This is a genomic window from Photobacterium proteolyticum (assembly GCF_001939735.1).
Taxonomy (GTDB): Bacteria; Pseudomonadota; Gammaproteobacteria; order Enterobacterales; family Vibrionaceae; genus Photobacterium; species Photobacterium proteolyticum.
In genome coordinates this window covers 271,442-297,306 of record NZ_MJIL01000099.1, presented here as the reverse complement: position 1 = coordinate 297,306, position 25,865 = coordinate 271,442, and the positions used below count along the sequence as shown (strand labels likewise).

General features: G+C 44.1%; 22 protein-coding genes. 12 read left to right on the top strand and 10 right to left on the bottom strand.

From position 1 onward, the window contains the following. Window positions 1–296 precede the first annotated feature (296 nt). Entirely contained in the window at window positions 297–1,193 is an 897-nt protein-coding gene (locus tag BIT28_RS27525; RefSeq protein ID WP_075768148.1) for a LysR substrate-binding domain-containing protein, read from the top strand. Between the two features lie 56 nt (window positions 1,194–1,249). Here BIT28_RS27525 and BIT28_RS27520 read toward each other — a convergent pair whose 3' ends face one another. From BIT28_RS27520 to BIT28_RS27510, 3 genes are all read right to left on the bottom strand, one after another. After that, window positions 1,250–2,311 carry a ParB/Srx family N-terminal domain-containing protein gene (locus BIT28_RS27520; RefSeq protein WP_075768147.1) on the bottom strand — a complete coding sequence of 354 codons (1,062 nt, stop codon included), beginning with the start codon at window positions 2,309–2,311 and terminating at the stop codon, window positions 1,250–1,252. Window positions 2,312–2,447: 136 nt separating this feature from the next. After that, on the bottom strand, window positions 2,448–3,128 hold the full coding sequence (locus tag BIT28_RS27515) for a DUF3334 family protein (protein ID WP_075768146.1): 681 nt from the start codon (window positions 3,126–3,128) through the stop codon (window positions 2,448–2,450). A gap of 183 nt (window positions 3,129–3,311) precedes the next feature. Next, window positions 3,312–3,671, bottom strand: coding sequence for a glutaredoxin family protein (locus BIT28_RS27510; RefSeq protein WP_075768145.1), 360 nt, complete (start codon window positions 3,669–3,671; stop codon window positions 3,312–3,314). Between the two features lie 409 nt (window positions 3,672–4,080). On the opposite strand from BIT28_RS27510, the gene BIT28_RS27505 reads away from it, so the two are divergent. From BIT28_RS27505 to BIT28_RS27465, 9 genes are all read left to right on the top strand, one after another. After that, entirely contained in the window at window positions 4,081–5,058 is a 978-nt protein-coding gene (locus tag BIT28_RS27505) for a response regulator (protein ID WP_075768144.1), read from the top strand. Beyond that, window positions 5,055–6,053 (top strand): sensor domain-containing diguanylate cyclase, encoded by a 999-nt coding sequence (locus BIT28_RS27500; RefSeq protein ID WP_075768143.1) that lies wholly within the window; start codon window positions 5,055–5,057, stop codon window positions 6,051–6,053. The genes BIT28_RS27505 and BIT28_RS27500 overlap by 4 nt, the downstream gene beginning before the upstream one ends. 128 nt (window positions 6,054–6,181) lie before the next feature. Next, window positions 6,182–6,529 carry a DUF3802 family protein gene (locus BIT28_RS27495; protein ID WP_075768142.1) on the top strand — a complete coding sequence of 116 codons (348 nt, stop codon included), beginning with the start codon at window positions 6,182–6,184 and terminating at the stop codon, window positions 6,527–6,529. A gap of 257 nt (window positions 6,530–6,786) precedes the next feature. After that, a complete protein-coding gene (locus tag BIT28_RS27490; protein WP_075768141.1) occupies window positions 6,787–8,826 on the top strand; it encodes a methyl-accepting chemotaxis protein in 2,040 nt (679 codons plus the stop codon). Window positions 8,827–8,916: 90 nt separating this feature from the next. Then, window positions 8,917–9,633 carry a tRNA-uridine aminocarboxypropyltransferase gene (locus BIT28_RS27485; RefSeq protein WP_075768140.1) on the top strand — a complete coding sequence of 239 codons (717 nt, stop codon included), beginning with the start codon at window positions 8,917–8,919 and terminating at the stop codon, window positions 9,631–9,633. 204 nt (window positions 9,634–9,837) lie between these two features. Beyond that, entirely contained in the window at window positions 9,838–10,746 is a 909-nt protein-coding gene (nagK, locus tag BIT28_RS27480) for an N-acetylglucosamine kinase (protein WP_075768139.1), read from the top strand. Window positions 10,747–10,860: 114 nt separating this feature from the next. Further along, a complete protein-coding gene (locus BIT28_RS27475; protein ID WP_075768138.1) occupies window positions 10,861–12,129 on the top strand; it encodes a DEAD/DEAH box helicase in 1,269 nt (422 codons plus the stop codon). Between the two features lie 298 nt (window positions 12,130–12,427). After that, entirely contained in the window at window positions 12,428–13,726 is a 1,299-nt protein-coding gene (locus tag BIT28_RS27470; protein WP_083652190.1) for a GGDEF domain-containing protein, read from the top strand. A gap of 73 nt (window positions 13,727–13,799) precedes the next feature. Next, complete coding sequence (locus BIT28_RS27465) at window positions 13,800–14,393, top strand: DNA-3-methyladenine glycosylase I (protein WP_075768137.1); 594 nt, start codon at window positions 13,800–13,802, stop codon at window positions 14,391–14,393. 77 nt (window positions 14,394–14,470) lie between these two features. On the opposite strand, the gene BIT28_RS27460 is transcribed toward BIT28_RS27465, so the two are convergent. Continuing rightward, the gene (locus BIT28_RS27460; RefSeq protein WP_075768136.1) at window positions 14,471–15,553 is read right to left on the bottom strand and encodes a ketoacyl-ACP synthase III; all 1,083 of its coding nucleotides are present in this window, start codon (window positions 15,551–15,553) and stop codon (window positions 14,471–14,473) included. 316 nt (window positions 15,554–15,869) lie between these two features. On the opposite strand from BIT28_RS27460, the gene BIT28_RS27455 reads away from it, so the two are divergent. Then, on the top strand, window positions 15,870–16,859 hold the full coding sequence (locus BIT28_RS27455) for a Gfo/Idh/MocA family protein (protein ID WP_075768135.1): 990 nt from the start codon (window positions 15,870–15,872) through the stop codon (window positions 16,857–16,859). An 84-nt stretch (window positions 16,860–16,943) separates the two neighbouring features. On the opposite strand, the gene BIT28_RS27450 is transcribed toward BIT28_RS27455, so the two are convergent. The 6 genes from BIT28_RS27450 to BIT28_RS27425 form a co-directional block, all read right to left on the bottom strand. After that, window positions 16,944–18,314, bottom strand: a complete 1,371-nt coding sequence (locus tag BIT28_RS27450; protein WP_075768134.1) for an SLC13 family permease — start codon at window positions 18,312–18,314, stop codon at window positions 16,944–16,946. A 757-nt stretch (window positions 18,315–19,071) separates the two neighbouring features. Then, window positions 19,072–19,794, bottom strand: a complete 723-nt coding sequence (locus tag BIT28_RS27445; RefSeq protein ID WP_075768133.1) for a SanA/YdcF family protein — start codon at window positions 19,792–19,794, stop codon at window positions 19,072–19,074. A gap of 225 nt (window positions 19,795–20,019) precedes the next feature. Continuing rightward, the gene (locus BIT28_RS27440; RefSeq protein WP_075768132.1) at window positions 20,020–20,988 is read right to left on the bottom strand and encodes an RDD family protein; all 969 of its coding nucleotides are present in this window, start codon (window positions 20,986–20,988) and stop codon (window positions 20,020–20,022) included. A 154-nt stretch (window positions 20,989–21,142) separates the two neighbouring features. Then, window positions 21,143–21,952: a DUF2145 domain-containing protein gene (locus tag BIT28_RS27435; RefSeq protein WP_075768131.1), complete on the bottom strand. Its 810-nt coding sequence runs from the start codon at window positions 21,950–21,952 to the stop codon at window positions 21,143–21,145. A 10-nt stretch (window positions 21,953–21,962) separates the two neighbouring features. After that, window positions 21,963–22,322 (bottom strand): hypothetical protein, encoded by a 360-nt coding sequence (locus BIT28_RS27430; RefSeq protein WP_075768130.1) that lies wholly within the window; start codon window positions 22,320–22,322, stop codon window positions 21,963–21,965. A 425-nt stretch (window positions 22,323–22,747) separates the two neighbouring features. Continuing rightward, window positions 22,748–24,436, bottom strand: a complete 1,689-nt coding sequence (locus BIT28_RS27425) for an NAD-dependent malic enzyme (RefSeq protein WP_075768129.1) — start codon at window positions 24,434–24,436, stop codon at window positions 22,748–22,750. Between the two features lie 445 nt (window positions 24,437–24,881). On the opposite strand from BIT28_RS27425, the gene BIT28_RS27420 reads away from it, so the two are divergent. Then, window positions 24,882–25,859, top strand: coding sequence for a phosphate/phosphite/phosphonate ABC transporter substrate-binding protein (locus BIT28_RS27420; RefSeq protein WP_083652188.1), 978 nt, complete (start codon window positions 24,882–24,884; stop codon window positions 25,857–25,859). The last annotated feature ends 6 nt before the right edge of the window (window positions 25,860–25,865 follow it).

Here is a 25,865-nt window from a genome sequence, read left to right as displayed (position 1 = left end):
TCCTTGCAGCCTTCTGATGTATAGCAAGGATAGTGAGTAATTGATTTAAAAGAAAAAAAGTAAGTATTCCGGTTTAAACCGGAATGAGCGATCGGATAATCCCGGAATCAGGGGTCGCAATACTCCGGAATATGCACCCGGGCTGATAACGATAAGTAACCCTAAGAACGCAAGGCCCAAAACTTCCATTATTACTCCAAATAGATGTTTGCTGATTGACTAGGACTGATTGTAACGAGCTATTGAGGTCACTATAATCGAAACAATTTCAATCGAACTGTGAGAAATTTTCACATATGAGACACTTGAAAGCATTCCACGTTTTCCATGTTGCTGCGTCTTCATCAAGCTATAGTGAAGCCGCTGACAAGCTGTGCATTACACACGGAGCTGTCAGCAAACAAATAAAAGTACTGGAAAGTTACCTCTCTCAACATTTGTTCTACAAGAAAGGGAGGCATGTATACCTGACGCAAGAGGGAGAGGTGTTAAAAGAATACACGACACAGGCCTTTGACGCTCTTGATGAAGGGATCGACAAGTTAACTCTTGTGAGGAACAAGTGTCTTGAAGTCTCTTGCGAACCAACATTAACCATGCGCTGGTTAATGCCACGGCTAAGCGACTTTTATTCCCAAGTGCCTAATGCGGATGTCAGGCTATCAACGGCAGGCGGACCTGTTACATTGGGCGTGAACGCTTTGTCGTTGGCAATTCGTCGTGATGACTTTGAGCTGCTGCATGATTATAAACGGACAAAACTTGTCGATGAGTGGGTAGGGCCGGTGTTCGCCCCAGGTTACTGGCAACAGGTAAAAGGCGATTTAAGTAAGGTGAGGTTGCTTCACAGTGAAACAAGACCACAAGCTTGGGCTAGTTGGTGTCAAAGCGCTGGAAAAATGGGTTTGTTAGATAATTCAAGCCAGTCTTTCGCCCATTTTTATTTTTGTTTTCAGGCTGCTGTAGATGGGCTTGGCGCGGCTCTAGGCTCATACCCGCTCGTTGTTGATGATCTAAAACGCGGCAACCTTATTGCACCATTCGGGTTTCTGCTATCTGGACATAGTTATATGTTACTCAGTCAGGAAAAAACATCCGATGATCAGCTTGAACAAAGGTTTATTCATTGGTTGCAAGACAACCTTCAGCGATGTGTTCCTGATAGGGCATGCGACGAGCAGTCCCTTGATTGATTTTGCTCGTTGTAGAATGGCTTAAAGTCAGAAGTCGGTAGCTTAGTTTATTGGAGCTACTCACTATCATTGGTTGCCTCGCTTGACTGGGATTTTTCTTTTGCTGCAGCTTCCTCTTCAAGTAACCTTTTTGGGGTCGATTTTTCTTTTTTCGCCAATCGATAGGATAGAGCATGATTGAAACCGGACGTCTTATCATTGATTAGTGCGGCTAATGCTTTGCTGTCTACTTGACTGAATTTCCCCATTTCCTTAGCGGTTAGTGTTGATTGTCCGATAACTGCATCGTCAGGCAGATCAACCATGACGGTTGCCGCTTCTGCCAGAGCCGCAGCATACTCCTCAGGCTCGTTTAGGTTGTAGTCCGATACTTTCATATGTTTGCGAACTTCAAGTGCCCAATGTAGCTCCAGAAAAGGAATGAACGAATCCGAATTGGCTTTATCATTCTTGCTCTTTTTCACCGGGGGGGAATAGCTGATTCCATTCAGAAAATGGACGAGTGAAAGATACTTGTCATGTTTCATCTGCTTCTGACCAATATATTCCGGTAAATCATCGGTTTTTATTTTCTCGCCTTTTGAATCGTACAGCCACACCTCTTGGTCATTGCTCATTTCCGGCCAAAAATCCTCACCAGAACCAAATAAATTATGGGCAACTCTTACTGTTACCGGGACACTGGTACCACCATTAGGCATATCCCAGAACGTTGAAAAAAGATGATGGCCCTTGGTGAGATAGAGGCTGCCTTTTTGGGGACCGATAACAACCGTATTGAGTGCATCAGTATGTGTGCCGGTTTTGTCAGAGCAGGTATAGCTAGATGGATCGGTAGGCTGTGACTCTTCTCCCCACTTCTTGACACCTTTGGCACCGTTGATCTGGCAGAGATCGTTATACATATGTTTTAGGTTGTCTTTGTAACGGCTGAGTCGGGCATACTCTCTGTCATAGCTGAGAACGGCCTGAGTAGGAAGTAGCTGATCTAAGGTAACAGTAATGATGTCACCATTGTTCAGCTCGTCATAGGTTACCTTTTCTGCGGTGGAATAGGTGCAATACAGGGCGGCGAGTGACAATATAGCCAGCCAGACTGTGTTACGGAATCTCAGCATAAATCAGGCCTCTCGGGCAATAACTGACATCACTGAGTCTAGCAAAGAGTGATAAGTGGAGGGTGTTTAAGAATTAATAAAGCTAACCTGATCTAATCTAGTGTGATAGACGAGACCAGGTTGGCAGCAGAGCGACTTAAATCCCTAACTCGTCGAGCAAATCGAGATCAACTTCGGCTACAGGGACAGCCTGCTTATTTTTATTGGCTTGTTCTTTTTTGGCATTCTCAATGATAGTGTCAGGATCGACTTCATCATGTTGCTCAAACTCTTCAAGCTGGATAAATTCAGTTTTATCCATGGCCAGCTCAAGGTAGAAAATGTTGTTATCTTCAGTGGTGAAGCTAACGCGGCGGGCCTGAGGGCGATCCAGGTTTGTATCAACAGAAAGCAAAATTTGCTTGTTAAGTGCAAGCATCTTAGGTTGGTTCTGCGTAATGGAAATACGTAGTTCACGACGGATTTTGCTGGTGAAATCCCCCACAACCTGGTTCATCAGTTCACCCAGTACATCAGCTACTTCATCGGAAGTATGATGAATGGCTAAATCATCCTGCGGTATGCCCATTTTAAGCATGTAGTTCTGATAGAGCTCCAGTGCTGCTTGCTGAGAGAAGTTGGTAACGACCAAGCCTGTAAAGCCGCCGTCAAAAAGAACAAAGCAGCCAATGTCTGGCTTAAGGCTGGTTTTATTGATTTTCTGTACCATTGCAGAGTAGCCGATCTGGCTGTCAGTAGCAGTGGATAGAACATTAGAAATTGACTGACAAAGCTTTAGCAGGATGTCGTCTGTAGTGATGGTTTTCGTTTTTTTCATTGTGTACTCGGTACCTAGCTTGCATTTATCGGCAGTGTGTCATCAAACGCTATTAATTGCACAGCCTTAAAGAAAGCGGGTTGATATGGCTCACTGTTTTATAGCGAGACTCACAAAAATATGCTTAATCAACGACACCTAAGCTCAAAAAGCAGGCTTAATGGGCTTAGGTAGACAGATGTATCAGGCGAAGCGTCTCTCTAGGTAGTTAATGATGTCTTTAGATTCGTACATCCATTCGACATTTCCATTTTCACCTTCAATACGCAGGCAAGGGACTTTTCTTCGGCCTCCACCATTAACCAGTTCTTCTTCCCATTGCGCTTGTTTCGCGTCTCTGGTCGCCAGCGGCAGGTTGAGTCGTTTTGCGTGGCGTCTTACCTTAACGCAGAAAGGACACGCATCGAATTGGTAGAGATGGAGTTGAGCAACAGCATCGTCAATTTCTTTTTGTTCGGCATCTGAGCGCTTGATTGACTTTGGTGTAAAAACGGTATTAAGCAGCAAAATGACTCTGCCTAATATCCAACGAATGACTTTCATAGAAGGCTATCCATGTTGTTATGATTTCTACCGGGGATTGTATTATAACGAGTGATATTTGATAACTAGAAAATCACATAGGAATGATTGTGTAAAGCATTTCATGCTCATATTTTTAGCATGGAGTAATGTGGAGGGGAAATATGATCATATGAACAATTCATGCAAATTAATCGTTACTATTAACTATTAATTATGTTTGTTAGGTGATAAAAACTAAAAATATCAGAGTGATATTTACCGGAGAGCCCATAAAAACAAGTCGAATAAATTAGTGCTAAATGATCTATAAGGTCTAAAAAGACGATCTAGCTCACTTATTAAATAAATTTCATACGCTTCGATTATTATTCTATTGAATATTGATTATTATTAGACAGTCCATGGAAAACTTAGGAAGAAAATCAACGTGGTAAGGAAACAGAACATTCTTATCTGTGATGATTCGCCGGTAGTGCACAGAGCCATGTCCAAGATGTTATCTGGGCAGGAAGGTTTGACGCTGTTTTTTACCGAGAACGGAAAAGAAGGACTCGAGTGCCTTTCTCGTCATGATATTGATGTGATGTTCCTTGATTTGACAATGCCTGTTATGGATGGCTTTGAGGTGTTACAGGTCTTATCTGGCCGTGAGCACCAGATTAAAATAATCATATTGTCTGCTGATGTTCAGCGGCAGGCAATGGAAAGGTGTATAGAACTCGGTGCATATCATTTCCTACCTAAGCCCTTTGACCCTGAGCACCTCATCTCGATATTAAATAAGTTCGGTGTCTATGTCGTTGATAATGTGGCACCGACTTTGGTTCATCGCAGTGGTGACGAATATATACAGACGTTTAAAGAAGTGGCCAATGTCGCTTTGGGCCGAGGGGCTGCAATTATCTCTGACCACTTCGGAGAGTTTATCAAGATGCCGTTGCCGAATGTTGCCAGGTTATGTGCCGGGGAGCTGGAGATGGCGATTGATGATATTAAGCAACAGAGTGAGTCAGTTGCGATTGCTCAGCGTTTTGTAGGTGGAGGCATTCATGGAGAAGCGCTGGTTTGCTTACGTGGTAAGGACGTTGATGTGTTTGGAGCCCGTATGGGTTTTAGCCAGGTTGATGAGCACAAGAGCGAAATCGTGATTGATATTGCCAACCTTATGGTGTCTTCGTTCTTAGTTGCGCTGTCTGAACAAATGAATATTCCTTTTTCGGTGCGTCAGCCTATTGTGCTGGAAGATTATATGGTATGGAGTGATAGTGAGAGTATTAAAACAGAACTCTTCACTGTCGAGTATACCTATGAGGCTGAATCATTAGACTTGGAATGTGATGTTTTATTTATGATGGATAACAGCTCTACGCAGGTTATCAAGAAGATGATGGAAACTCTACATTGAATCAAGTAGCACTTGCTGACTTTCACTTAACCATGCAGGTAATGGACAATATAGATGCTGGTGTAGTGATCATTGATAAAGAATATAACGTCTGGGCGTGGAATACGTTTATGCAGGCCTATAGTGGCATTACCTCGGAACAAATTATGGGCAAGAATTTGTTCGACGTTGTCGATGACCTGCCGGTGAAATGGCTGAAAAATAAAATAGCATCTACCTTCAAATTGCGAATGCGCTCCTTTAGTTGCTGGGAAGACAGGCCAAGCATTTTTAACTTCTCCAACTTTAGCCCGGTCACTGGTGGTTCTTCATTGATGTTCCAGAACATGACCCTAACGCCGCTAAAATCGCTTAGTGGTGAGTTGTCGCATATCTGCCTGACGATTACTGATGTCTCGGACATAGCCAAGAATAAAACACACCTTCGCGAATCAAACGAACAGCTGACGCACCTAAGCATGACGGACAGGTTAACACAGCTGTATAACCGGGGGCATTGGGAGGCATGCCTGGCCGAAGAGTTCGAACGATGCCGAAAGGCGAATATTCCTTCGACGCTGGTGATGTTTGATATAGACCATTTCAAAAAGGTGAATGACACATTCGGACATATTGCCGGGGATGGTGTGATTCGGAAAGTTTCCAGCTTGCTGCGGCGAACCAAAAGGCATAGTGATATCGCCGGACGTTATGGTGGCGAGGAGTTTGGTGTCATCTTACCGGGTACGTCCGCAGAGCTAGGGCTGTATTTTACTGAACGTTTGCGCAGCCGGGTCGAAGATGCATCTGTCGCAGTCGATGTCCGGAATATCAGTGTGACTATCAGCCTCGGTGTTTGTGAATGGGCGCCCTGGATGTCAAGCTATGAAAAATGGCTGGAACTATCAGACAGTGCTTTGTACGAATCAAAGCAGAACGGCAGAAATCAAACGACTGTCTATACTAGGGAGCTATGTCAGGAACAGGAAAAGTCTTTGCGGGCTGTTAGTGGCTAAGAAAGTATATACTGCGGTTTTGTTGCGAATTCTCTTTGATCGAGAGCAAGAACATCCGTCGATACGGTTGTAATTTTTTTGATTCTTCTTAGAATTGGAGAAAATTATTACTAATCCAAAGATAAATTATGGTTGTTGAGTCTGAAGGTTATCATGCGCTTATAGAATATTTTACCGAACACCTGTCTTTGTTCGAGCGTGCGAGTAAAGACAGTTGTAGTGAAACGGTAGAAGATGTTGTGACAGACATGATAGCAACGAATTTAATGGCAGTGTTTTCGCAAAACCCTGATCTTGAAGCCGATTTTCGTTTCAAGTTGATGCAAGAAGCCGATAGGGTTGTCGAAGATTTATCAGAAGTGCTGGCAGGGGCTTGGCGCTGCTGTCCGACCAATGAACAGATAGCGTTCCTTGAAGATTATATTGGCTTAGTGAAAAATCTATTTGATAGTGCAATTAGCCTTCAAGAAGGCTAAAACAGAGTTTTATCATAAGAAGGCAGCGCAAGCTGCCTTTTTAGTGCCTGCGATTTGTATGCGTGATATCTAACACATTAAATACCCTCAAGATTTTATTGATAAGTCAAAAAATTGAAATCCTACCGTAACAATCCCTCAGTAAGTTACCGAGCATTAACCCAGCAGTGCTTTCATTGGTTGTAACTATAGGCGCTCATTAAAACTGAAATCTTCGCTAGGAATAATAGCGCAAGGTTTATCAGGGATTTATCAAAATGAAACAGACTAAGCTTGGTAAGACAAAGCTCTCGATCGTTACCTATATTCAGATAGTTTTTTTGTTACTTGTCGCTACAGGAGGGCTCTTGTCCTATTTTGGCAACAAGGGGTTGAATAATGTCTCACAAGAGTTTGAGCGATTAAGTAGACAGGCACTGCCAGTTACAATGAACAATGCCGCTATTGTTCAGGGGTCGTTACAAACGGCACAGCGGTTGGCCGAGATAATCAACAGCGATTCCGTTGAGGTACTAGAGGTGGCTTACCAGCAGCTTCAGACGGATCAGCAGTCCGTTCTATCAGCAATGAGTAAGCTGGAGTCGCTAGCTGATAACTACAACATTGACTGGCTGACCAGAGATGTCGCTCGGTTTAAGAAGGAAATAAACCAGATAGAAGGAATGTCACTAAGCCTGAAGGATTCTCAACAGCAGATATTGCTCAATCGGGCCAAAGTTGAAGGTGACAAGGCAATGATGAGCTATGCTGTCTCGGGGGTGAGAGCTGAAATGAGCCGATTGGGAATGGAGCTCTATAATGCTAATCCCGAGGGTTTGAGCCATGTTAATAATTTTGTCAATCACTCGCTGGAAATGGCCAGTAACCTAATCGCGTTACTCATTGAAAAAGATCCGGTAAAAGCCAAGAAAATTGCACGTGAACTGAAAAGGACGAACCTCTCGGGAATGCAGTACGCTTGGCGTGAGCTTAATAGAATCGATGGCACGATCGCCGACTTTACCAGTGTTACTGTACCACTGGAAATGGTTGAGGCCTTATTCTCCAAGCAGGGAATTGTCGAACGTCATTTGAAAACACTGCAGCTAATGGATGCTCAATTGTTGAAAGTAGAGCAGACTCAAGGTGTGATAGCCTCTGTGATGAGTGAGCTCGATACCCTGACAAATGGTGCCAATGTAATGGTCAGCGAAGGGGAGGCTGCTGTAATGGCAGCCAGTGAGAATGCGATAACCCTGTTTGTTACCATCAGTATTGCCGGTTTGATACTTGCTATTGCATCAAGCGGCTGGATAAGTCGTACGGTGAGGACGTCTCTTAAACGGATTGATCATGTCGTAAATGCAACCAGTAAAGGCGATCTAACAGCCCGAGCGACCCAAAATGCACCCAAAGAGTTTGCTATCCTGGGCGGGTTGCTAAATCAGTCGAATATCAATAATAGCCAGATACTCGGTAAGCTGGTGGAAAACAGCAACAGCTTAAATATAGCCGCTGAGAGTAGCCAGCAGGCAGCGTCGAACTCTCGCGTTGCACTGAAACAACAAAGCAGTGAGCTTACAAATATTGCAACCGCCATTTCTCAACTGGAATGTTCGATTAAGGAGATTGTTGCCAGTACTACCGAGTCAGAATCTGAAGCCGAGCAGGCGAACAGGTTAGCCCTGCAAGGGGTAGAAATTATTGAGCGCAGTACATCTGGGCTTCGTTCTCTGGATCAGCAGTTTATAGTTAACGAACAACGTATGGCAGAGCTTGGAAATCATGTGAACAAGATAACCGAAGTTGTCGAGTTGATCAGCTCCATTGCTGATAATACGAACTTGCTGGCATTGAATGCCGCCATTGAAGCGGCCAGGGCTGGCGAGCAGGGGCGCGGATTTGCCGTCGTTGCCGATGAAGTCAGGAAACTGGCTAGCGAGACAAACCTGCAGACAGAGTCGATACGTAAGACAATCGGTGAGCTTCATCAGGCTGCAAAGGATGCCAATGAAGCAATGGCAGTGAGCCGAACTGAGATGACTTCGTCGATTGAATTGAGTAGTGAGGTTCAGGCGGCGATTGACCAAATCCAAAAAATGATAGCCTCCATTAACGATAAGGTGATCACGATTGCTGCGGCAACCCAGCAGCAGGAGAATGCTTCTGTTGAGGTCGGACGAAGCGTAGAACATGTTGCCGGTCAGGCACAGACAAACAATCAACAGCTGAAAACCTTGGTTAATGAAGCCAGCAAGGTGGCGGAGATTGCTAACCTGCAACAAACCCTTCTTTCTCGATATCAGTTATCATCGTGAGCCAGCCATCAGTGAAAGCATAAGTTTTGATTGCAACTAAGCTAAGCGCCAGTAAAATGCTGGCGTTTTCTTGTTTTAGGTATAGCTGCTATGCGTATTCACGCGGTACATGATTTATATGAAGAACGTCTAGCACGTTCTACACGCCCATTCAGAGCCCGAGGCTGCAAGGTTGAACGCTGTAGTTACTGCATGCTCCGTGAGCACCTGTGCATTTGCTCGGAAAAACCCGTGATTAGCTCAAATGCCGCTTTTTTATTGGTTATGTATGACGATGAGGTATTAAAGCCGAGTAATACCGGTCGACTTATCGCAGATCTGTTTGAAGATACCTTTGCATATATCTGGTCGCGCACAGAGCCAAACTCTGCCATGCTTGAGCTGTTAGAAGATCCTCAGTGGCAACCCTATGTTGTTTTCCCTGCCGAATATGCTCAACCAGAGCGTGTCGCGGAGAAAGTAGACGTTGATACGGGTAAAAGACCGTTGTTTATTATGCTTGATGGCAGCTGGGCAGAAGCAAAGAAAATGTTTCGTAAAAGCCCGTATCTGAACAATTTTCCGGTTCTTTCTATCAACCCGGACCAGCCGTCTCGATATAAAGTCAGGGAAGCCTCGAAAGAAAATCAGCTTGGCACTGCCGAGGTGGCTGCCCGTGTTATAGATCTTTACGGCGAGCAACAAAATGCAGAAGTTCTGGATCTTTGGTTTGATGTGTTTCGAGAGAATTACCTGACAGGAAAAATGAACCGAGTATTGCCGGATGATTCAGCTTTGAAGCAATTAAAACAATATGTTGCTGCTTAAATGTTGAATTTTTAATCTTCTGTTTTGGTAATTTAATAACAGCCAATTGTCATAAAATGTAACAGCTTGCTGTTTCTTTCGTCAAACGCGAGCTACGCCAACCGCTATCCCTACTAAATTTGTGCTAAGTCACAGTCAGTAGGTGTAGATGTGTGGATAATTTTTACAGTTTTGTTTTTTTATGTTTTTTGCGGAGTGTGCAGGATGTACTACGGCTTTGATGTAGGCGGTACCAAAATTGAGTTTGGTGCATTTAATGAGAAACTTGAGCGAGTAGCGACAGAACGAGTACCGACTCCGGGTGATGATTACGACAAATTAGTCGATACGCTAGTGGGCATTATTCAGAAGGCAGATAAGGAATTCTCTTGTGAAGGGCACATTGGTATCGGTATCCCTGGAATGGAAGATGCTGAGGATGGCTCATTGCTTACATCTAACATTCCTGCGGCAAAAGGGCACACTCTTCGCAAGGATCTTGAGGAAAAATTAGGCCGTAGTGTTTCTATCGACAACGATGCAAACTGCTTTGCCTTGTCTGAAGCATGGGATGAGGAACTACAAGGCGAAAAATCTGTTCTGGGCCTAATCTTGGGCACTGGATTCGGCGGTGGCCTGGTTTTTGATGGTCATGTCTTCTCTGGTAAGAACCACGTTGCAGGCGAGCTGGGTCATACACGTATGCCTATTGATGCATGGTTCCACCTTGGTGAAAATGCACCGTTGTTTGAGTGTGGTTGTGAAAATAAAGGTTGTATCGATAACTACCTGTCTGGTCGTGGCTTCGAGCAACTGTATACCCACTATTACGGCGAAAAAGTGAAAGCGATTGAGCTGATCAAACGTCACGCTGCCGGTGATGAGAAGGCGGTTGAACACGTTGATCGCTTCATGGAAATGCTGGCTATCTGTCTTGCAAATCTATTTACTGGTCTAGACCCGCACGTTGTCGTACTTGGCGGCGGTTTATCAAACTTTGAGCTGCTATATACAGAGCTGCCGAAGCGACTACCTAAACACCTGCTGTCTGTAGCACGAGTGCCAAAAATCGTAAAAGCCAAATACGGTGATGCTGGTGGTGTTCGTGGTGCTGCATTCTTGAACATCAAGTAACTGCGAGCTGCACTTATTTTTGAAGAAAAGCACTGCCGAGCAGTGCTTTTTTTTATTTTTTGCCGAAAATTTTGCTAAAATCCGCGCTCTTTTGTTTAAAACCGGAAAAACATAATGTCATTTCAAGCGCTGGGGCTGCAAAGCCAGCTAGTTGATACCGTCACTGCCCTGGGGTTTCAATCACCAACTCCCGTTCAGCAACAGGCGATCCCTGAAGTGCTGGCCGGTCATGACATTATGGCTGGCGCGCAAACCGGTACCGGGAAGACTGCGGCTTTTGGTCTTCCGCTGCTTCATCAATTACTGGATAAACCTGCTAGTCTGGCAGAGGTTGCTGGTAGGAACGAAAAATCAGATATTCAGATCAGGGCGTTGATACTGACGCCAACTCGTGAGTTGGCTCAACAGGTTTATGACAGTATTGCCTCGTATAGCGAGAACACGCAGATAAAACTAGCGGTAGCGTATGGCGGTACCAGTATGAAAACTCAGGTGGGTGCAATTCGTACAGGTGCCGATATTCTGGTTGCCACACCGGGCCGACTGCTTGATCATGCCCATGTTGGCACTGTTGATTTATCGAAAGTGGAGTACTTCGTTCTTGATGAAGCCGATAGAATGTTGGATATGGGCTTTATTGATGATATCAAGCGCATTATGCGCCGCATGAAAGCCAGCCGCCAGACACTGTTTTTCTCTGCAACCTTTTCGAAGCAGGTCAAAAAGCTGGCGCATGATATTTTAGATGAGCCGAAGCTGATAGAAGTCACTCCGTCAAACAGTGCCGCGGTTACGGTTGAGCAAATGGTTTACCCCGTTGATAAACACAGAAAGCGCGAGTTACTTTCATACTTGATTGGCTCAAGAAACTGGCAACAAGTGCTGGTCTTTACCAAGACGAAACAGGGGTCTGATGCCTTAGCCAAAGAGTTAGGGCTAGATGGTATTAAGGCGGTCTCTATCAATGGCGACAAAAGCCAGGGCGCAAGGCAACGGGCATTAAACGACTTTAAAGAAGGTAAGGCACGTGTATTGGTTGCTACTGATGTTGCTGCTCGTGGTCTGGACATCGAACAGCTTGAGTATGTCATCAATTTTGATATGCCCTTTAAGGCTGAAGATTATGTACACCGTATAGGTCGAACTGGGCGCGCAGGACAAACAGGTCATGCTATTTCATTGATGAGCATAGATGAGGAGTGGGCGCTACGAGCGGTAGAAGAACTGCTTGATACCCGATTGCCACAGCAATGGTTAGAAGGATATGAACCGGATCCTAACATCGAGCTATCGGATAATAATCGACGCGGCCGTTCGGCTGAGAAGCGAAGGGCAAAGGCAAAGTCTAAAATCCACAAAAACCGTGGTGGTCGTATGCGATAACAGCGGTCTTTTTTGCCGGGCATCACAAACATTAATTCGAAAAATAAGTGTACATTTCAACCGCCATTCTATTCTCTTATATTGTGGCGGTTGTGCTGTTACGCTTGTTTTGATGCCGTGCTTTGGTTTTTTGTGCCAAAAGTGGGCATTTGTATAAAAATAAAAGTACAAAAACATGTGCCAGAAAGCGAATTAATTCACGATTAAAAATTAGTTGTTGTCATTGGCTCAGGCTATTTGCTACTGTTTGTGAAACTAGATCATTTATTATTCATAAGGCTAGCTGTAGGTGAGAGATGTGACAGAGCTTACCCAACGACTGCGCAAGACTGCCTATTTTCTTATTTTTATTACCACGTCATCTTACCTATTATACCAATGTGGTGTATTTGACAGAGAGTTTGTTATTTCGCCACGGAATGCGACCTTCCAGAATATTGACGATACCACCCAAGGCGGAAATACACAGTCGTGGATTGATTATGATGGTAAGTCGCTAAGTTTAAGTTGTCAGATCTCAGATGTGGCAAAATGGCCATTTTGTGAAGTGGCAATTCACTTATCATCGGGCGTTAAAGGGATTGACCTTAGTCAATATCATTCTATCGGTCTGGACATTGACTACAATAGCCCGTTGAGTGACGAGCGCATTCGAGTGTATTTGCGAAATTTTGATCCGGCATACTCCAGTAAAGATGATCCCGTATCATCGAAGTTCAACGCTATCGAGTTTGCTCCCGGAGTAGGAAATGGAATGCAAGTTATCCCTATGAAGGCTTTTCAGGTCTTGTCCTGGTGGATTGCTGACTACGAAGTGCCGATTGAATATTCCGGGCCGCAGTTCAATAATGTCACGATTATAGAAATCGCGACCGGTAGTAATGTAAAACCAACAACTTATAGTCTTAAATTGAAAAAGCTGGTGTTTTATGGCGAGTGGATTTCGGAATCTATGCTGTTGCGTTTTAATATTTTCTTATGGTTACTCAGCGCTATTGGTTTTTTAGTCTGGGAGCGGTGGAAGCTACATTGTGGTCTTAAGGAGATAGAAAAAAAGGCAGTTCAGTTAGTGAATGCAAATAAAAACTTACATCAGGAAAACTTGTTTTTTGAAGAGCTTGCCTATAAGGACGCATTGACCGGAACGAATAATCGTAATGCGGTTGATAGATGGCTGCAGGAAGTCCTTGAGCACGCGAGAATAAATCATCAACCTTTTTCTATTATTTATCTCGACATTGATCATTTTAAGTCGATAAATGATACTTTCGGTCACCATAAAGGTGATGAGATCCTCCGGGAATTTGCGCAGCTTCTGAATAACCGAATTCGACGAACTGATGTGTTAGTTCGCTGGGGCGGCGAAGAGTTTATTATTTTTTGTTCAGGAACAGACAGGGCAGGAGTTACAGGTTTCAGTGAAGAACTTCGTCAAATAATCGAAAATAATGACTGGAATGATGGTTTGGCAATCACCTGTAGTATCGGTGTTGCTCAACTTTCTGGTCACGAGAATTTTGATTCATTGTTACAACGGGCAGATAACGCGCTCTATAAGGCGAAGAAATTGGGCCGTAATAGGGTTGCGACAGCTTAGTTGACACCATTATTCGCCTGCTCTATGTTGGTGTTTATATTAAATAAATATGATGTTGCATCAAAGGTTCCCTATGTCTGAAAGTCTCACACGTTGCCCATGGGTAGATACGAGTAAGCCTGATTATGTTGCTTACCATGATCTAGAGTGGGGCGTCCCCATGTACGAAGATATTAAAATTTTCGAATTCCTGATCCTCGAATCAGCTCAGGCCGGCCTCAGCTGGTACACCATTTTAAAGAAGCGGGAAAACTATCGTGAGGCATTTGCTAACTTTGATCCCAAGGTAGTTGCGACTTTTGATGAGGCGCAAGTTGAGCAGTTGATGGAAAATGCAGGTATTGTTCGCAATCGCCGTAAAATTGAGGCGGCCATCAATAATGCTCAGCGTTTTTTGGAGGTGCAGGCTGAGTTTGGTAGTTTTGCTGAATATATCTGGGGCTTTGTTGGCGGAAAGCCGAAGGCAAATCATATCGAGTCGTTATCTGACTACCCGGTGACGACCAAAGAATCTGATGCGCTTGCCAAAGATCTGAAAAAGAGGGGCTTTAAGTTTCTCGGTTCAACAACAATATATGCACACATGCAGGCAACTGGTATGGTTAATGATCATAGCATTGACTGCTTTCGCAGAGCCGAAATACTGGAAGCCGAAGCCGATAACTAATTAGTTGCAATTGTATCAGCCAGCTAAGTTGGCTGATACAAGGGTTAACATCTAGTTCAAAACCGTGCTTACCAGGTTTAGGCTGGTTTCTTATTTACGCAATGCTCAATGGCATTTGCAAGAAGCTCTGTCGCCGTCTGGTTGCACTCGGTAAGACTGGCATCAGAGAGGGCTACTGGTGTCGTACGATCTCCCCACTTGATAACACTTGCGCCCCAGGTTAGCCCGGCGCCGAAAGCGGCTGACAAGATAGTGTTACCCGGCTGGATCCTTCCTTGCTCAACGGCTTCGCATAGTGCAATCGGCACGGTAGCTGCAGAAGTATTGCCGTACTTGTTGATATTGACGAATGCTTTTTCAATAGGGATCCCTGCATGATCACATAGTGCTTCGATAATACGTTTGTTGGCCTGATGAGGAATAACAATATCAACATCTTCTCTACTTAGTTGAGCGCGCTCCATTACCTTTCGCGCAGCAGCATCCATCCCTCTTACAGCACGGCGGAAAATCTCGCGTCCGACAAAATCAAAGGCAAAATGGCCTGAGTCGGGGCTAAATCTGTCCATACCGGTGCCAAATTGTGGGATAGCCAGGACGTCACGACCTTCGGAGTCACATCCAAGTTGCGCATCCAGCAGACCGCATTCTTGTTCTGATTGGCTGAGCACAACGGCACCGGCTCCGTCACCGAATAAAACGGCTGTATCTCTCTGGCTCCAATCAAGAAGCCAGGACAAGCGCTCGGCACCGATTACCAATACATGTTTGTAATTGCCAGCCTGAATCATGCGTGTGGCTGTTTCGAGTCCGTATAGGAAGCCTGTGCATGCTGCATTCATGTCAAATGCTGCGGCCTTGGTGGCCCCGAGTTCTAGCTGAACCTTTGATGCGATGTTTGGGATTAATGTATCCGGCGAGCAGGTGGCAATGATTATTAAGTCCAGTTCACTGGCATCAATACCAGCTGCCGCCAGCGCACGCGAACCTGCGATTCTCGCCAGCTCTGATGTATTCACATGGCTGATATGGCGCGTCTCTATACCCGTCCGTGTGCGGATCCACTCATCAGAGGTATCGACAAATTGGCTTAGTTCATCATTAGTTAATACCGTTGGAGGTAAACACTTCCCCCAGCCGGTTATTTCGGCATAGTACATAGGCTGTCTCGTAGTCATTATGGAACTGTGTTATTGAGGGCAAAATGATAAAGCAACCAATGGTTGTGATTGCTGTTATGTCTAGACTGTAACAAACTCATCTCGGCAACGATAGTTAACAAGTCGAAATTTACGAGCTCAATCATGGGCTTAGGAGATTGAATTTATTCATTGTGTGAATAATCATATTTGCAGTGCGGACTTTATCGCTCAGTTATTGCCTTGATAGCGAAATTTGGCGATTAAATACCGTGAGTACAATCTGTTATGATTGAACTCACTAGCATGGAATAACAATAAGGTAGTAGTGACGATTATGATCCGTTTTGGTGTGATTGGTACGAATTGGATTACGGATAGTTTCATCGAAGCCGCTGTGAAAACAGGAAAGTATCAGCTGACGGCAGTGTATTCACGTCAGCTGGATAAAGCTCAACAGTTTGGTGCAAAATACGGAGTCGACAGGTACTTTGACAACCTTGATGAAATGGCTGCAAGCGATGAAATTGATGCAGTCTATATTGCTAGCCCTAATTCACTTCATGGCCCACAGGCTAAGCAGTTTATTGAGCAGGGCAAGCATGTTGCTGGAGAAAAACCACTGGCGTCAAATTATGCAGAAGTAGACGCATTAATTAGCGCCGCAGCTGACAAGGGTGTTGTTCTGTTCGAAGCCATGAAAACGACGTATACCCCGAATTTTTTGCGTATACGTGAGTCACTACCAAAGCTCGGTAAGTTGCGCAAAGTGTACTTTTCTTATTGCCAACTGTCCTCTCGCTACGGGAAGTACCTGAACGGCGAAAATCCCAATACCTTTAATCCGGCCTTTTCCAATGGCTCGCTGATGGATATCGGTATTTATCCGTTAAGTGCCGCAATTGGGTTGTTTGGCGAACCAAATAGCTTTACTGCCCAGGGGACCTTACTGGACTCCGGTGTTGATGCACATGGCACATTAGTACTCCACTATAACGGGTTCGATGTTGTTATCAGCCATTCAAAAGTCAGTGATGGCCTGATCCCGAGTGAACTCCAGGGTGAGCAGGCGAGTATGCTGGTTGACGGAATTTCGGAGTGTAAGTCTGTTTCGTTGCATCGTCCGGGGGAAGGCGCAGTTGATCTTAGTGTTGCTCAAGAAGAAAACGTGATGTATTACGAAGCGCTTGAATTTGCTCGTTTGGTCGAGTTGCAGCAAGTGGGTCATTCCAGGTTAGAAAGGGCTCGTATTGTTAGCGCTATCATTACTCAGGCCCGCGATATTATTGGTGTTCGTTTCCCGGCCGATGAACAACCACTAGTCTGATAACAAAGGCAAAAAAAAGGTGGCCAATTTGGGCCACCTAAAAGGAAATGATTATTTATTGTTAGAATAGTGCAGGGCGAAAACTTACCAGAACATCCATGCAAAGGCAGAGAGGGCACCGATGCATGCTATGTTAAGATAGATACCGGCTTTCATCATCTCGCTTTGTTTGATATGACCAGAGCCGAAGACAATTGCGTTAGGTGGTGTAGCCACCGGTAGCATGAAGGCACACGATGCTGCAATTGCAATCAGGGCTGACAGAATAACTGGTGATACGCCCAGAGCTTCAGCGACTGTTGCAAATACAGGTACCAGAAGGGCAGCACTGGCTGTGTTACTGGCAAACTCGGTAAGGAACACAACAAATCCGGCAACAACCAATATAGTGAAGAACAGGCCGGCTTGCTCTAGGAAGCCACTTAGGCTGTGGGCAAGGAAAACACTGGTGCCTGTTGCTTTCAGAACATTACTTAGGCAGATACCGCCACCGAACAGTAGTAGTACACCCCAGTCTGTTGATTTCTCAATATCTTTCCACTGAACAACACGAGATACACCAAGCAGAACGATTGCAGTTAGTGCGACTAGGGTATCAAATTTGCTAAACCCACCTAAGAATGCATTGATCGGTTTACTGAATATCCACAGTAAAACGGTAAGGGCAAAGATGGCAAGTGTAACTAATTTACCGTTGTCCCACTCGACTGGCTTGTGGTCCAGTTCAAAGGTATGCTTTAGGTTCGGTTTTAGCATGAAGTAGAGCATACCTACAGTGATTGGTAGCAAAATCAATGATACAGGAAGACCAAACGCCATCCACTCGGTAAAGCTCAGGCCAACTTCTGCAGCGGCAATGGCGTTTGGAGGGCTGCCGACAACAGTTGCGATACCACCAATACTTGCGCAGTAAGCGATACCTAGTAATACAAACACATAGGTACCACGTTCACTTTTAGCATTCACTTTGTTCAACACGCCAAGTACGAGAGGGAGCATCATCGCTGTCGTTGCCGTGTTGCTGATCCACATTGACAGGGCTGCAGTTACACCAAATAACATAAAGACGGCGACTGACATACGTCCTTTTGCAATAAGAAGAACTTTATCGGCAATGGCCTTGTCCAGTTCTTGCTTGTGTAATGCAGCAGCAAGGGCAAAACCACCAAGGAACAAGAAAATGATTGGATTGGCAAAGTTGCTTAGTGCCTGTGGTGTTTTGAATATCCCAAATGCGACAGCCATGATTGGAACGAGTATAGCCGTAATACTTACATGAACCGCTTCTGTGAGCCATAAAACAGCCACAAAGGCCAGAATGCTCAAGCCGATCACAACGTCTTCCTCAAAGGGAAGGGTATTTAACAAAATGCTAAACAGGGCGATGTCTGCCAGTAGAATGATACTATTCCGGTCAAACAGCCACTTTTTCAGTGTCAGGGTTAAGGCTGTCATATGCTTTCCTTTCGCTAGTTTATTAATAATGCGCAATGCGATGCACAACATGTCACTTAAGTTAAATGTTACAGAAACTTTGGTAATTGTTAACCATCGGGTGGTTGTTTGTTGTGCTTTTGGCTTGTTGATTATCTTTTTTGTGAGGTTATTGTCTGCGAATGTGTGGAAATGTACCCATCAGAAACTCGGTTAGATGATCATGCTGCGAAATGATGAACTTGGTGGGCTTGTTAGTTGAATTTTCTGTGGCCACCAGAATTTATCATGTTTACGCTGGTAAGTGAAAATGACAGATAATAAGAAATGTAAAATGGATTTTTGTCTGCTTACTAAGTGCTCGTTTTGAAGCTTATTGCAGTTGGTTGTGATTCAGTCAATAGGGTAATTATTTATTCGAAATATGTGTGTTAGATCACAGATGTCAGCTAGAGCGACAAAAAAACTTTAGGTGCAAATTTATGCCTTCGGTATCATAAATTCAAAGGGAATTGTAAATTAATAAAATTGAATAAAATTATAAGGCTAGGTCATTATGGGTTCCAAAACGCAGGGGTTGCGTAAGCGCGTTCATAGCGAGGCACAAGCGCACATGAAAGATGTGCGAATGAAGTTTTTAAAAGCTTATATCGAGAAGGAAGGAAAACAAAAGGCGAACTAACAGTTTACTTCCAATCGTTAAACCGCAATCTCTGATGATATAAGAAAGCCACTGAAGAATCACAGTGGCTTTGTTGTCTTTCTGATACGGAAAAACTCATCCGCTGGTTTGCAGCTCTTCTGTCGTTGGTTCTTCAATTTCTTGCTTTTCAAGCACGGGACCTTCAAGGATCGCCTGTTCGGTGGCTATAGGCTCTTTGGGGCCGAGGAAGCGGGGTTGAATGTCTAACAGGTAGAGGTCAACCACAGCTTTCACTCTTGCAAGAATTTCTCGAACACGTATTTTTAATCCAGCCATACCTCTGGGCTCCGGAACTGCAAGGCAAATTGCATCAATGTCGTTGCTTTGGGCAATAAACAATGCCCGTTCACAGTGGAACTTTTGGGTAATGATAACAAAATGGTCGGCCTCGAAGACGTTCTTGGCCCTTACGATGGAATCCAGCGTGCGAAAACCGGCGTAATCCAGAACAATGTCTTGATCAGGAATACCGGCTTTCAATAAGTCTCGTTTCATTGTCCAAGGCTCGTTGTACGAGCGATGGGCGTTATCACCGCTTAACAGTAATATATTGACTTTCCCAAGCTCATATAGCTCGAGAGCGGCAGACATACGGTAGTCGTAATAGGGATTGAGGTTTTTGGCGATGTACTTACTCGTTCCTAGCACCAGACCAATCGAGCGCGAAGGGATGAGGGAGGGATCAAAAAAGATGCGATCCGTAGTTGATTCCGATATCCAACGATCGATAAGCAAAGTCGTTCCAGTAAGAACGATACAGAGAACTGCAGAAATGCGAATGAAGGAGAGCAGTTTCATATAAACCTAAGTGTAACCATTAAATGCTATCGGCAATAGTACCCTAATACCTCATCAAGGTACTATATGTCACAACCCTTTGAATTGTTAGTTAATTGTCAATTATAGTCAATGTCATGTGAGAGCAAGGTCAGACTCTTTGAATCAAAGGTGCGTATGGTTGGAAAGTGATATTTAACAGCCAACTCTGCTGCTGGCTGTTAAGTATTAAGTGCTGAGCCAGTACTATTTCTCGTGTTTAGAAAGCAGACTTGATGTTAGCTCTAAAGGTTCAAAATAGTACTCTTGTTTATTCCAACTCGAAAAAATACCCGTATCATAGCCGTAAATTAATTGAACCTTGATAATGTCTTTTTCTAATGAAGGCTCGTAGCTATGAACGATTATCTCTGCAATATGCCGAGCGAGTTCTGCATCATCAACTTTATCCTTTAACAGGAATACGTCTGCGGCAACATAGGTAGTGTTGCTCGTTTCTCCCTCTGTTGATTTGAAAACAGTTTCACCATCAGCTACTTTTACCGAGAGCACCGGAGGAATTTCCATTACAGCATCTTGAGTTGTACTAAGTTTTGTAAGGAGCTCTGCTTGATCGTTATCTGGCAATAAAAAGGGTAAGCTAAGCATAGCTGCGCAAAAGAGAGAGATGACAGCCAAGTGTGGTCGCCATACTTTTCCAACATCTTGTTGTTCATTATTGATGTTTACAACGTAGGTACCAACGGCCAGGTCATGTAGTGACTGTCTCGTTGTACGGTTGAAAAGGTATAGGTAGTATGTAGAGAATAGCCCACCAAAAATGATAAGAGGGTATAAGTACTCTAAAAGCATCGGTGTAATATTACCACTAGGCTGGACACCATTAAGATATACAGGGATATATAACACTAAATATCTGCTACATGACCTAATAACAGTTATTGTATTGTTATTAGAATCAACAACCTTTATTTTAAATAGCTTTTTACCTAGTGTTTGCCCGTGGCCAAGGCTGCTATTTAATATGCTGTAGTAAAGCAGCGCAATTGAAAACCCAATCAAGTTCCCCCAGTTTCCTATTTGAACGAAGAAGTCTTGAAACATGAAGCCTAAGCAGGAGCCACTGGTACCAAGTATGGTAATGTCGACTAAAAATGCTGCAATTCTTCGCCAAAAACTAGCAAGCCACCTTTTGTTCTTATTATCTTCTTTCATCGTACTTCCTTAAATGAACCAAGCTTAAGTTGTTCATTCTTTGTTATCGCAAACTGCATTACTGTTGTATAGGTGCTCGATACTATCATGCGTTGCATTATATGTTGCTGAGTAGGTTCTCGTTATGTGAAATAGCGATATTTGTAGCGGTAACTTATCCATCCTGAGTATCAAGTGTGATAGTAAATACTTCAGACGCGGCGTTGTAGTTGGTTAGAAAGTCGCCAATGGTTGTAAAGGTGGCAGTTTCAGGAGATCCCGGATGATCGGACGTTGTGATATCTGCAACAAACATAGAGCCAAGCGCAAGCTTAACAGGACTTACACGTAAAGGCTGAGGCCTAAAGTAAGCCCTTTGGTTGAGTTTAATCGCTTTTATATCGTCAGTTTGATAGATAGCGGCTGTAATAAGATCAAGGGTAAACTCCGTGCAGTTTTGAAAGTCCGTTGTAAACGGGTTCGCAATGAGCGAGTAATTGGGGTTATGTAAATTGTTATAGCTGGATGAAGAAATAATGGTTAACAGTCTTCTTTGTAATTCTGCCGTGGGTATGATTACACCTGCTTCAAGAACTTCGACACCAGCAAAAAAATCGACCGGAAAATCTTGTACCAGCTCGCTCACATCTGGTGATTGTTCTTTTTGGTACAGGTTATATATCGCATACCCAGGCACAACTCTATTATCTTCAGTGGTAATCTGAGAATAGACGGCAACGGCTGTATGAGTGAACCTTATCCCTGGCGGTAAATTAGTGCGCGAACTACCAACCCTTGCAATAATAGCGACTCTGGCTCCTTTTTGTGCCAATGTCTTTTCAACTTTCTTAGAGAAGGATAAGATCTCTTCTGTCGTATAATATGTTTCTGATCCTGCCTGACTCATTCCTGCGAGCGCCGAAGCGCTCGGTAATGATAATAGAAACAGAGAAAATATTAGGATATAAAGCCTTATAACCTTCATCAGTTATCTCCTATATTTCTTGGTTATTTAGCTTCGGATTTAATGCTTCACTGGGTGGGGGGCCTGCTGAAATTGACTCTTCCGTAATTTCTAGTGGGGTGCCAATAGGTGCCGTTGCGGCTTCCATGAGTTCATTGGATGCTGTTTTACTTACTGTACCGACAGATCCAACAACGGCGAGTGGCATGGCAGAAGCGGCTGAGGTTACCTGTCCTGAGCCTGCAACGGAGTGACCAACGCTGGCACTGGCATGTGAGCCTGACTTACCTGTTTCTTTTAAAGCTTGTCCACTATGATTGCCGCTGGCAATTGCATTGGTAGAGGAAGTGAAGGCGATAATGGCTGCAATGGCTAAGAATAATTTTTTCATGTGAATCTCCAATCGAAATTAATAAATATACAGTAAGAAAAGTAAATACATGTTTTGGATAGCAAGAATAAAAACAATAGCATTTTAGAAATGCAAGATTTAATAGCATTACTAATATGAGTGTTTTATGAAATACATTTGGTTAAACTGAATTATTAATATATTCACCATGTTTAAGTAATTAGCTTTGTTATTAACTAATATATATGTGCTTGTCATTTACACAATAATCGAACAGTGTTTTTTTGAGGTTTATCACGAAAATAAATGAAGCAATGTAACAGTTGTTAGTAGAGAGAAAAGGCTAGGTTCTTGCTTCAGCAAGGCTAATGTTGTGTGCTGATAAAGAGATCTAGGTAGGCTGATGCTAGAAGATGCTTAACATGAAGAAAGCCCACATAGCGCGGGCTTTTGATAGGTATTTATTAGAAAGAAGTACGTTTGTAACGACGGTATTCAGCTTGCCAGAAGTTTGCGTCAATCTTCTCTTTGATTCGTTCGTCAGTATTCTTCGGTGCTTTATGCTGCTCAACGGCCTTTTTGGCAACAGCAAAAGCAATGTGACGAGATACTGTCTGGATCTCTTCCAATGGTGGGAGCAGGGCACCTTTACCATCAATGGCCAGCGGCGAGCATTCTGCCAGAGCACGGCTACTTTCCATCAGCATTTCGTCAGTGACGCGACGTGCGCCGACAGCCAATACGCCCAGGCCGATCCCCGGGAAGATATAGCTGTTGTTACACTGGGCTATCGGGTAGGTCTTACCGTTATGTACAACAGGTTCAAACGGTGAACCTGTCGCAACGAGCGCATTACCATCTGTCCAGCGAATAATATCAGCTGGAGTTGCCTCGACGCGGCTCGTTGGATTTGATAGCGGGAAGATGATAGGGCGTTCGCAATGCTGGTGCATTTCTCGAATCACATCTTCACTGAACAGTCCCGGGACACCGGATACGCCGATCAGGATTGTTGGCTTGGCGTTTCGCATAACATCAAGTAGTGAGATGTTGTTGTCTTGAGCTTCCCACTTATTAATCTCGTCACGAGGCTGAACAAGTTTCTTCTGGAAGTTAATCAGGTTCGGCATGTCGTCTACCAACAGACCCCAGCGATCAACCATGAATACCTGGCTACGGGCTTGCTCGTCGGAAATGCCTTCTGAAACCATTTGCGCGATAATTGCTTCGGCGATACCACAACCGGCAGAGCCTGCGCCCAGGAAGGTGACTCGTTGTTCAGACAGCTTGCTGCCCGCGGCCTTACAAGCTGCCAACAATGAGCCAACAGTAACAGCTGCCGTCCCCTGAATATCATCGTTGAAGCAACAAACTTTGTCCTTATAGCGCTCAAGCAGAGGCATGGCGTTTTTCTGAGCGAAATCTTCAAATTGGATTAACGCATCTGGCCAACGTTGTTTTACTGCCTGGATAAACTCGTCAACGAAGTTCTCGTATTCCTGACCGGAGATACGCGGATGGCGCCAGCCCATATACATAGGATCAGACAGGCGCTGCGGATTATTGGTACCCACATCAAGAACAACCGGAAGCGTATATGCCGGGCTAATACCACCACAGGCGGTATACAGAGACAGTTTACCAATTGGGATCCCCATACCGCCGATGCCCTGATCACCAAGACCAAGAATACGCTCGCCATCGGTCACAACGATTACTTTTACATTGTGACGAGATGCGTTGTTAAGCATGTCTTCAATGCGGTCGCGATTCGGGTACGAGATAAACAGGCCACGCCCGCGACGATAGATATTGGAGAAATCTTCACATGCCGCACCGACAGTTGGTGTGTAGATGATTGGCATCATTTCAGTGATGTGATTTTCAACCAGGCGATAGAATAGAGTTTCGTTAGTATCCTGGATGTTTCGCAGGTAAATGTGCTTATCCATATCATTATCAAATTTTTGATATTGCTGATATGCACGTTCAGTTTGTTCTTCGATGGTTTCAATTGCTTCTGGAAGCAGACCTTCCAGGTTGAAGAACATGCGTTCTTCGACAGAGAATGCACTACCTTTGTTTAGCAGAGGTGTTTCAAGCAACGCAGGGCCTGCGTAGGGAATATATAAGGGTCTTTTATCGTTTTTCATGCAATAGACTCTGTTTTTGGGGAGTTGGTAGTTATCAATGAAAATTGTATACAACATTTTCATTTAGGGGCTAATCGTATGCCTATAAGCGAGTTATTTCAAAGGCTGTAAGGATTATTTTCGAGAAAATGATCATGTTTCTTTATTTTGGGGGGATTTTTCCCCATTGCTTGTAGTTATCGGGTTAACAAATAATGTGCTGATAGTGGAAGAAGGTTAGTGAGTCATGCTGACCTTGTAATCAGCCGTAGTGCTTGTTAACGACGCTGAAAGTATTTGTGAGAGAAATAACTGCCAAATTACAAGTTCGTCGCTAATAGGTGGTCGGAATAGTTAGTTATGAGTGATGCATCTTTGTCACCGAAAAATTGAGAACTGAGTAACACAATTTTCTCGTTGGTCTATTATGAAATCTGTTTTAGAGCAATTTCATGAAGGGTAGTCGATGAAGGACGTTCAACTATGTCGAGTCATGATTTACAGGGCTCTGTGTCTGACGTTATTGTTTGTGGGTATAGAAGCAAATGCTGCGACAGAGAGTCAAACTGGCTCGAGCCTGTCTTCTAGCGTACTTACTGTTGGTGTCATCAGTACCAACCCGAAGAAGCAATATAAATTCATTAAGCCGATGGCTGATTATTTAGCCAGTAATCTTCACGCTTTCGGTATCGAAAAAGGCGAGGTGATCGTCGCCAGAAATACCGCACAGATGATGAACCTGCTTGAGCAAGGCAAGGTTGATGTATTGTCGGAAACGGTATTTACAGCCAGTAAACTCGTTAATGAATCCAATGCCGAGTTGCTTTTGCTTAGGTGGAAGAAAGGGGTGGAGAAATATCGCTCGGTTTTCTTTGTCCGGAAGGATAGTGGTATTAAGTCATTGAGTGATCTACTTGGAAAAACCATTGCTTTTGAAGACAGGAGCTCTACCAGTGCGTTCTATATTCCTGCATCAATTTTGCTTCAGTCAGGCTTTGAACTTCAGGAGTTAAAGTCGCCGAGAGAGTTACCTGATGCGAATCGGGTCGGCTATCTATTTTCTGATGAAATGACGGCTTCGCATAACGAAGTTAATATTTCATCATGGGTCTGTAACGGGGTGATAATGGCTGGTGCCTTTAGTGATTTGAATTGGAACGATGAGGAAGATCTGCCGTCGCAGATGCGGGAAGAGATGAATATTATTCATCAGTCTCCCTCATTTCCAAGAAGCGTTGTTTTAATTCGCTCCGGGATCGACAACGGGCTAAAGAAAGAGATTCAGCAACTGTTGCTTGGTGCCAATGACAGCGAAGCCGGGAAGGCGGCACTGCGGCGGTATCAGTCAACGGCAAAATTTACTCATTTAAACTCTGATGCATTAGATGGCATCGCGTATGCCAAACAGCTTAGAGAAATTGTTGAACAGCAGTTGGTTCCCTAGGGGGTA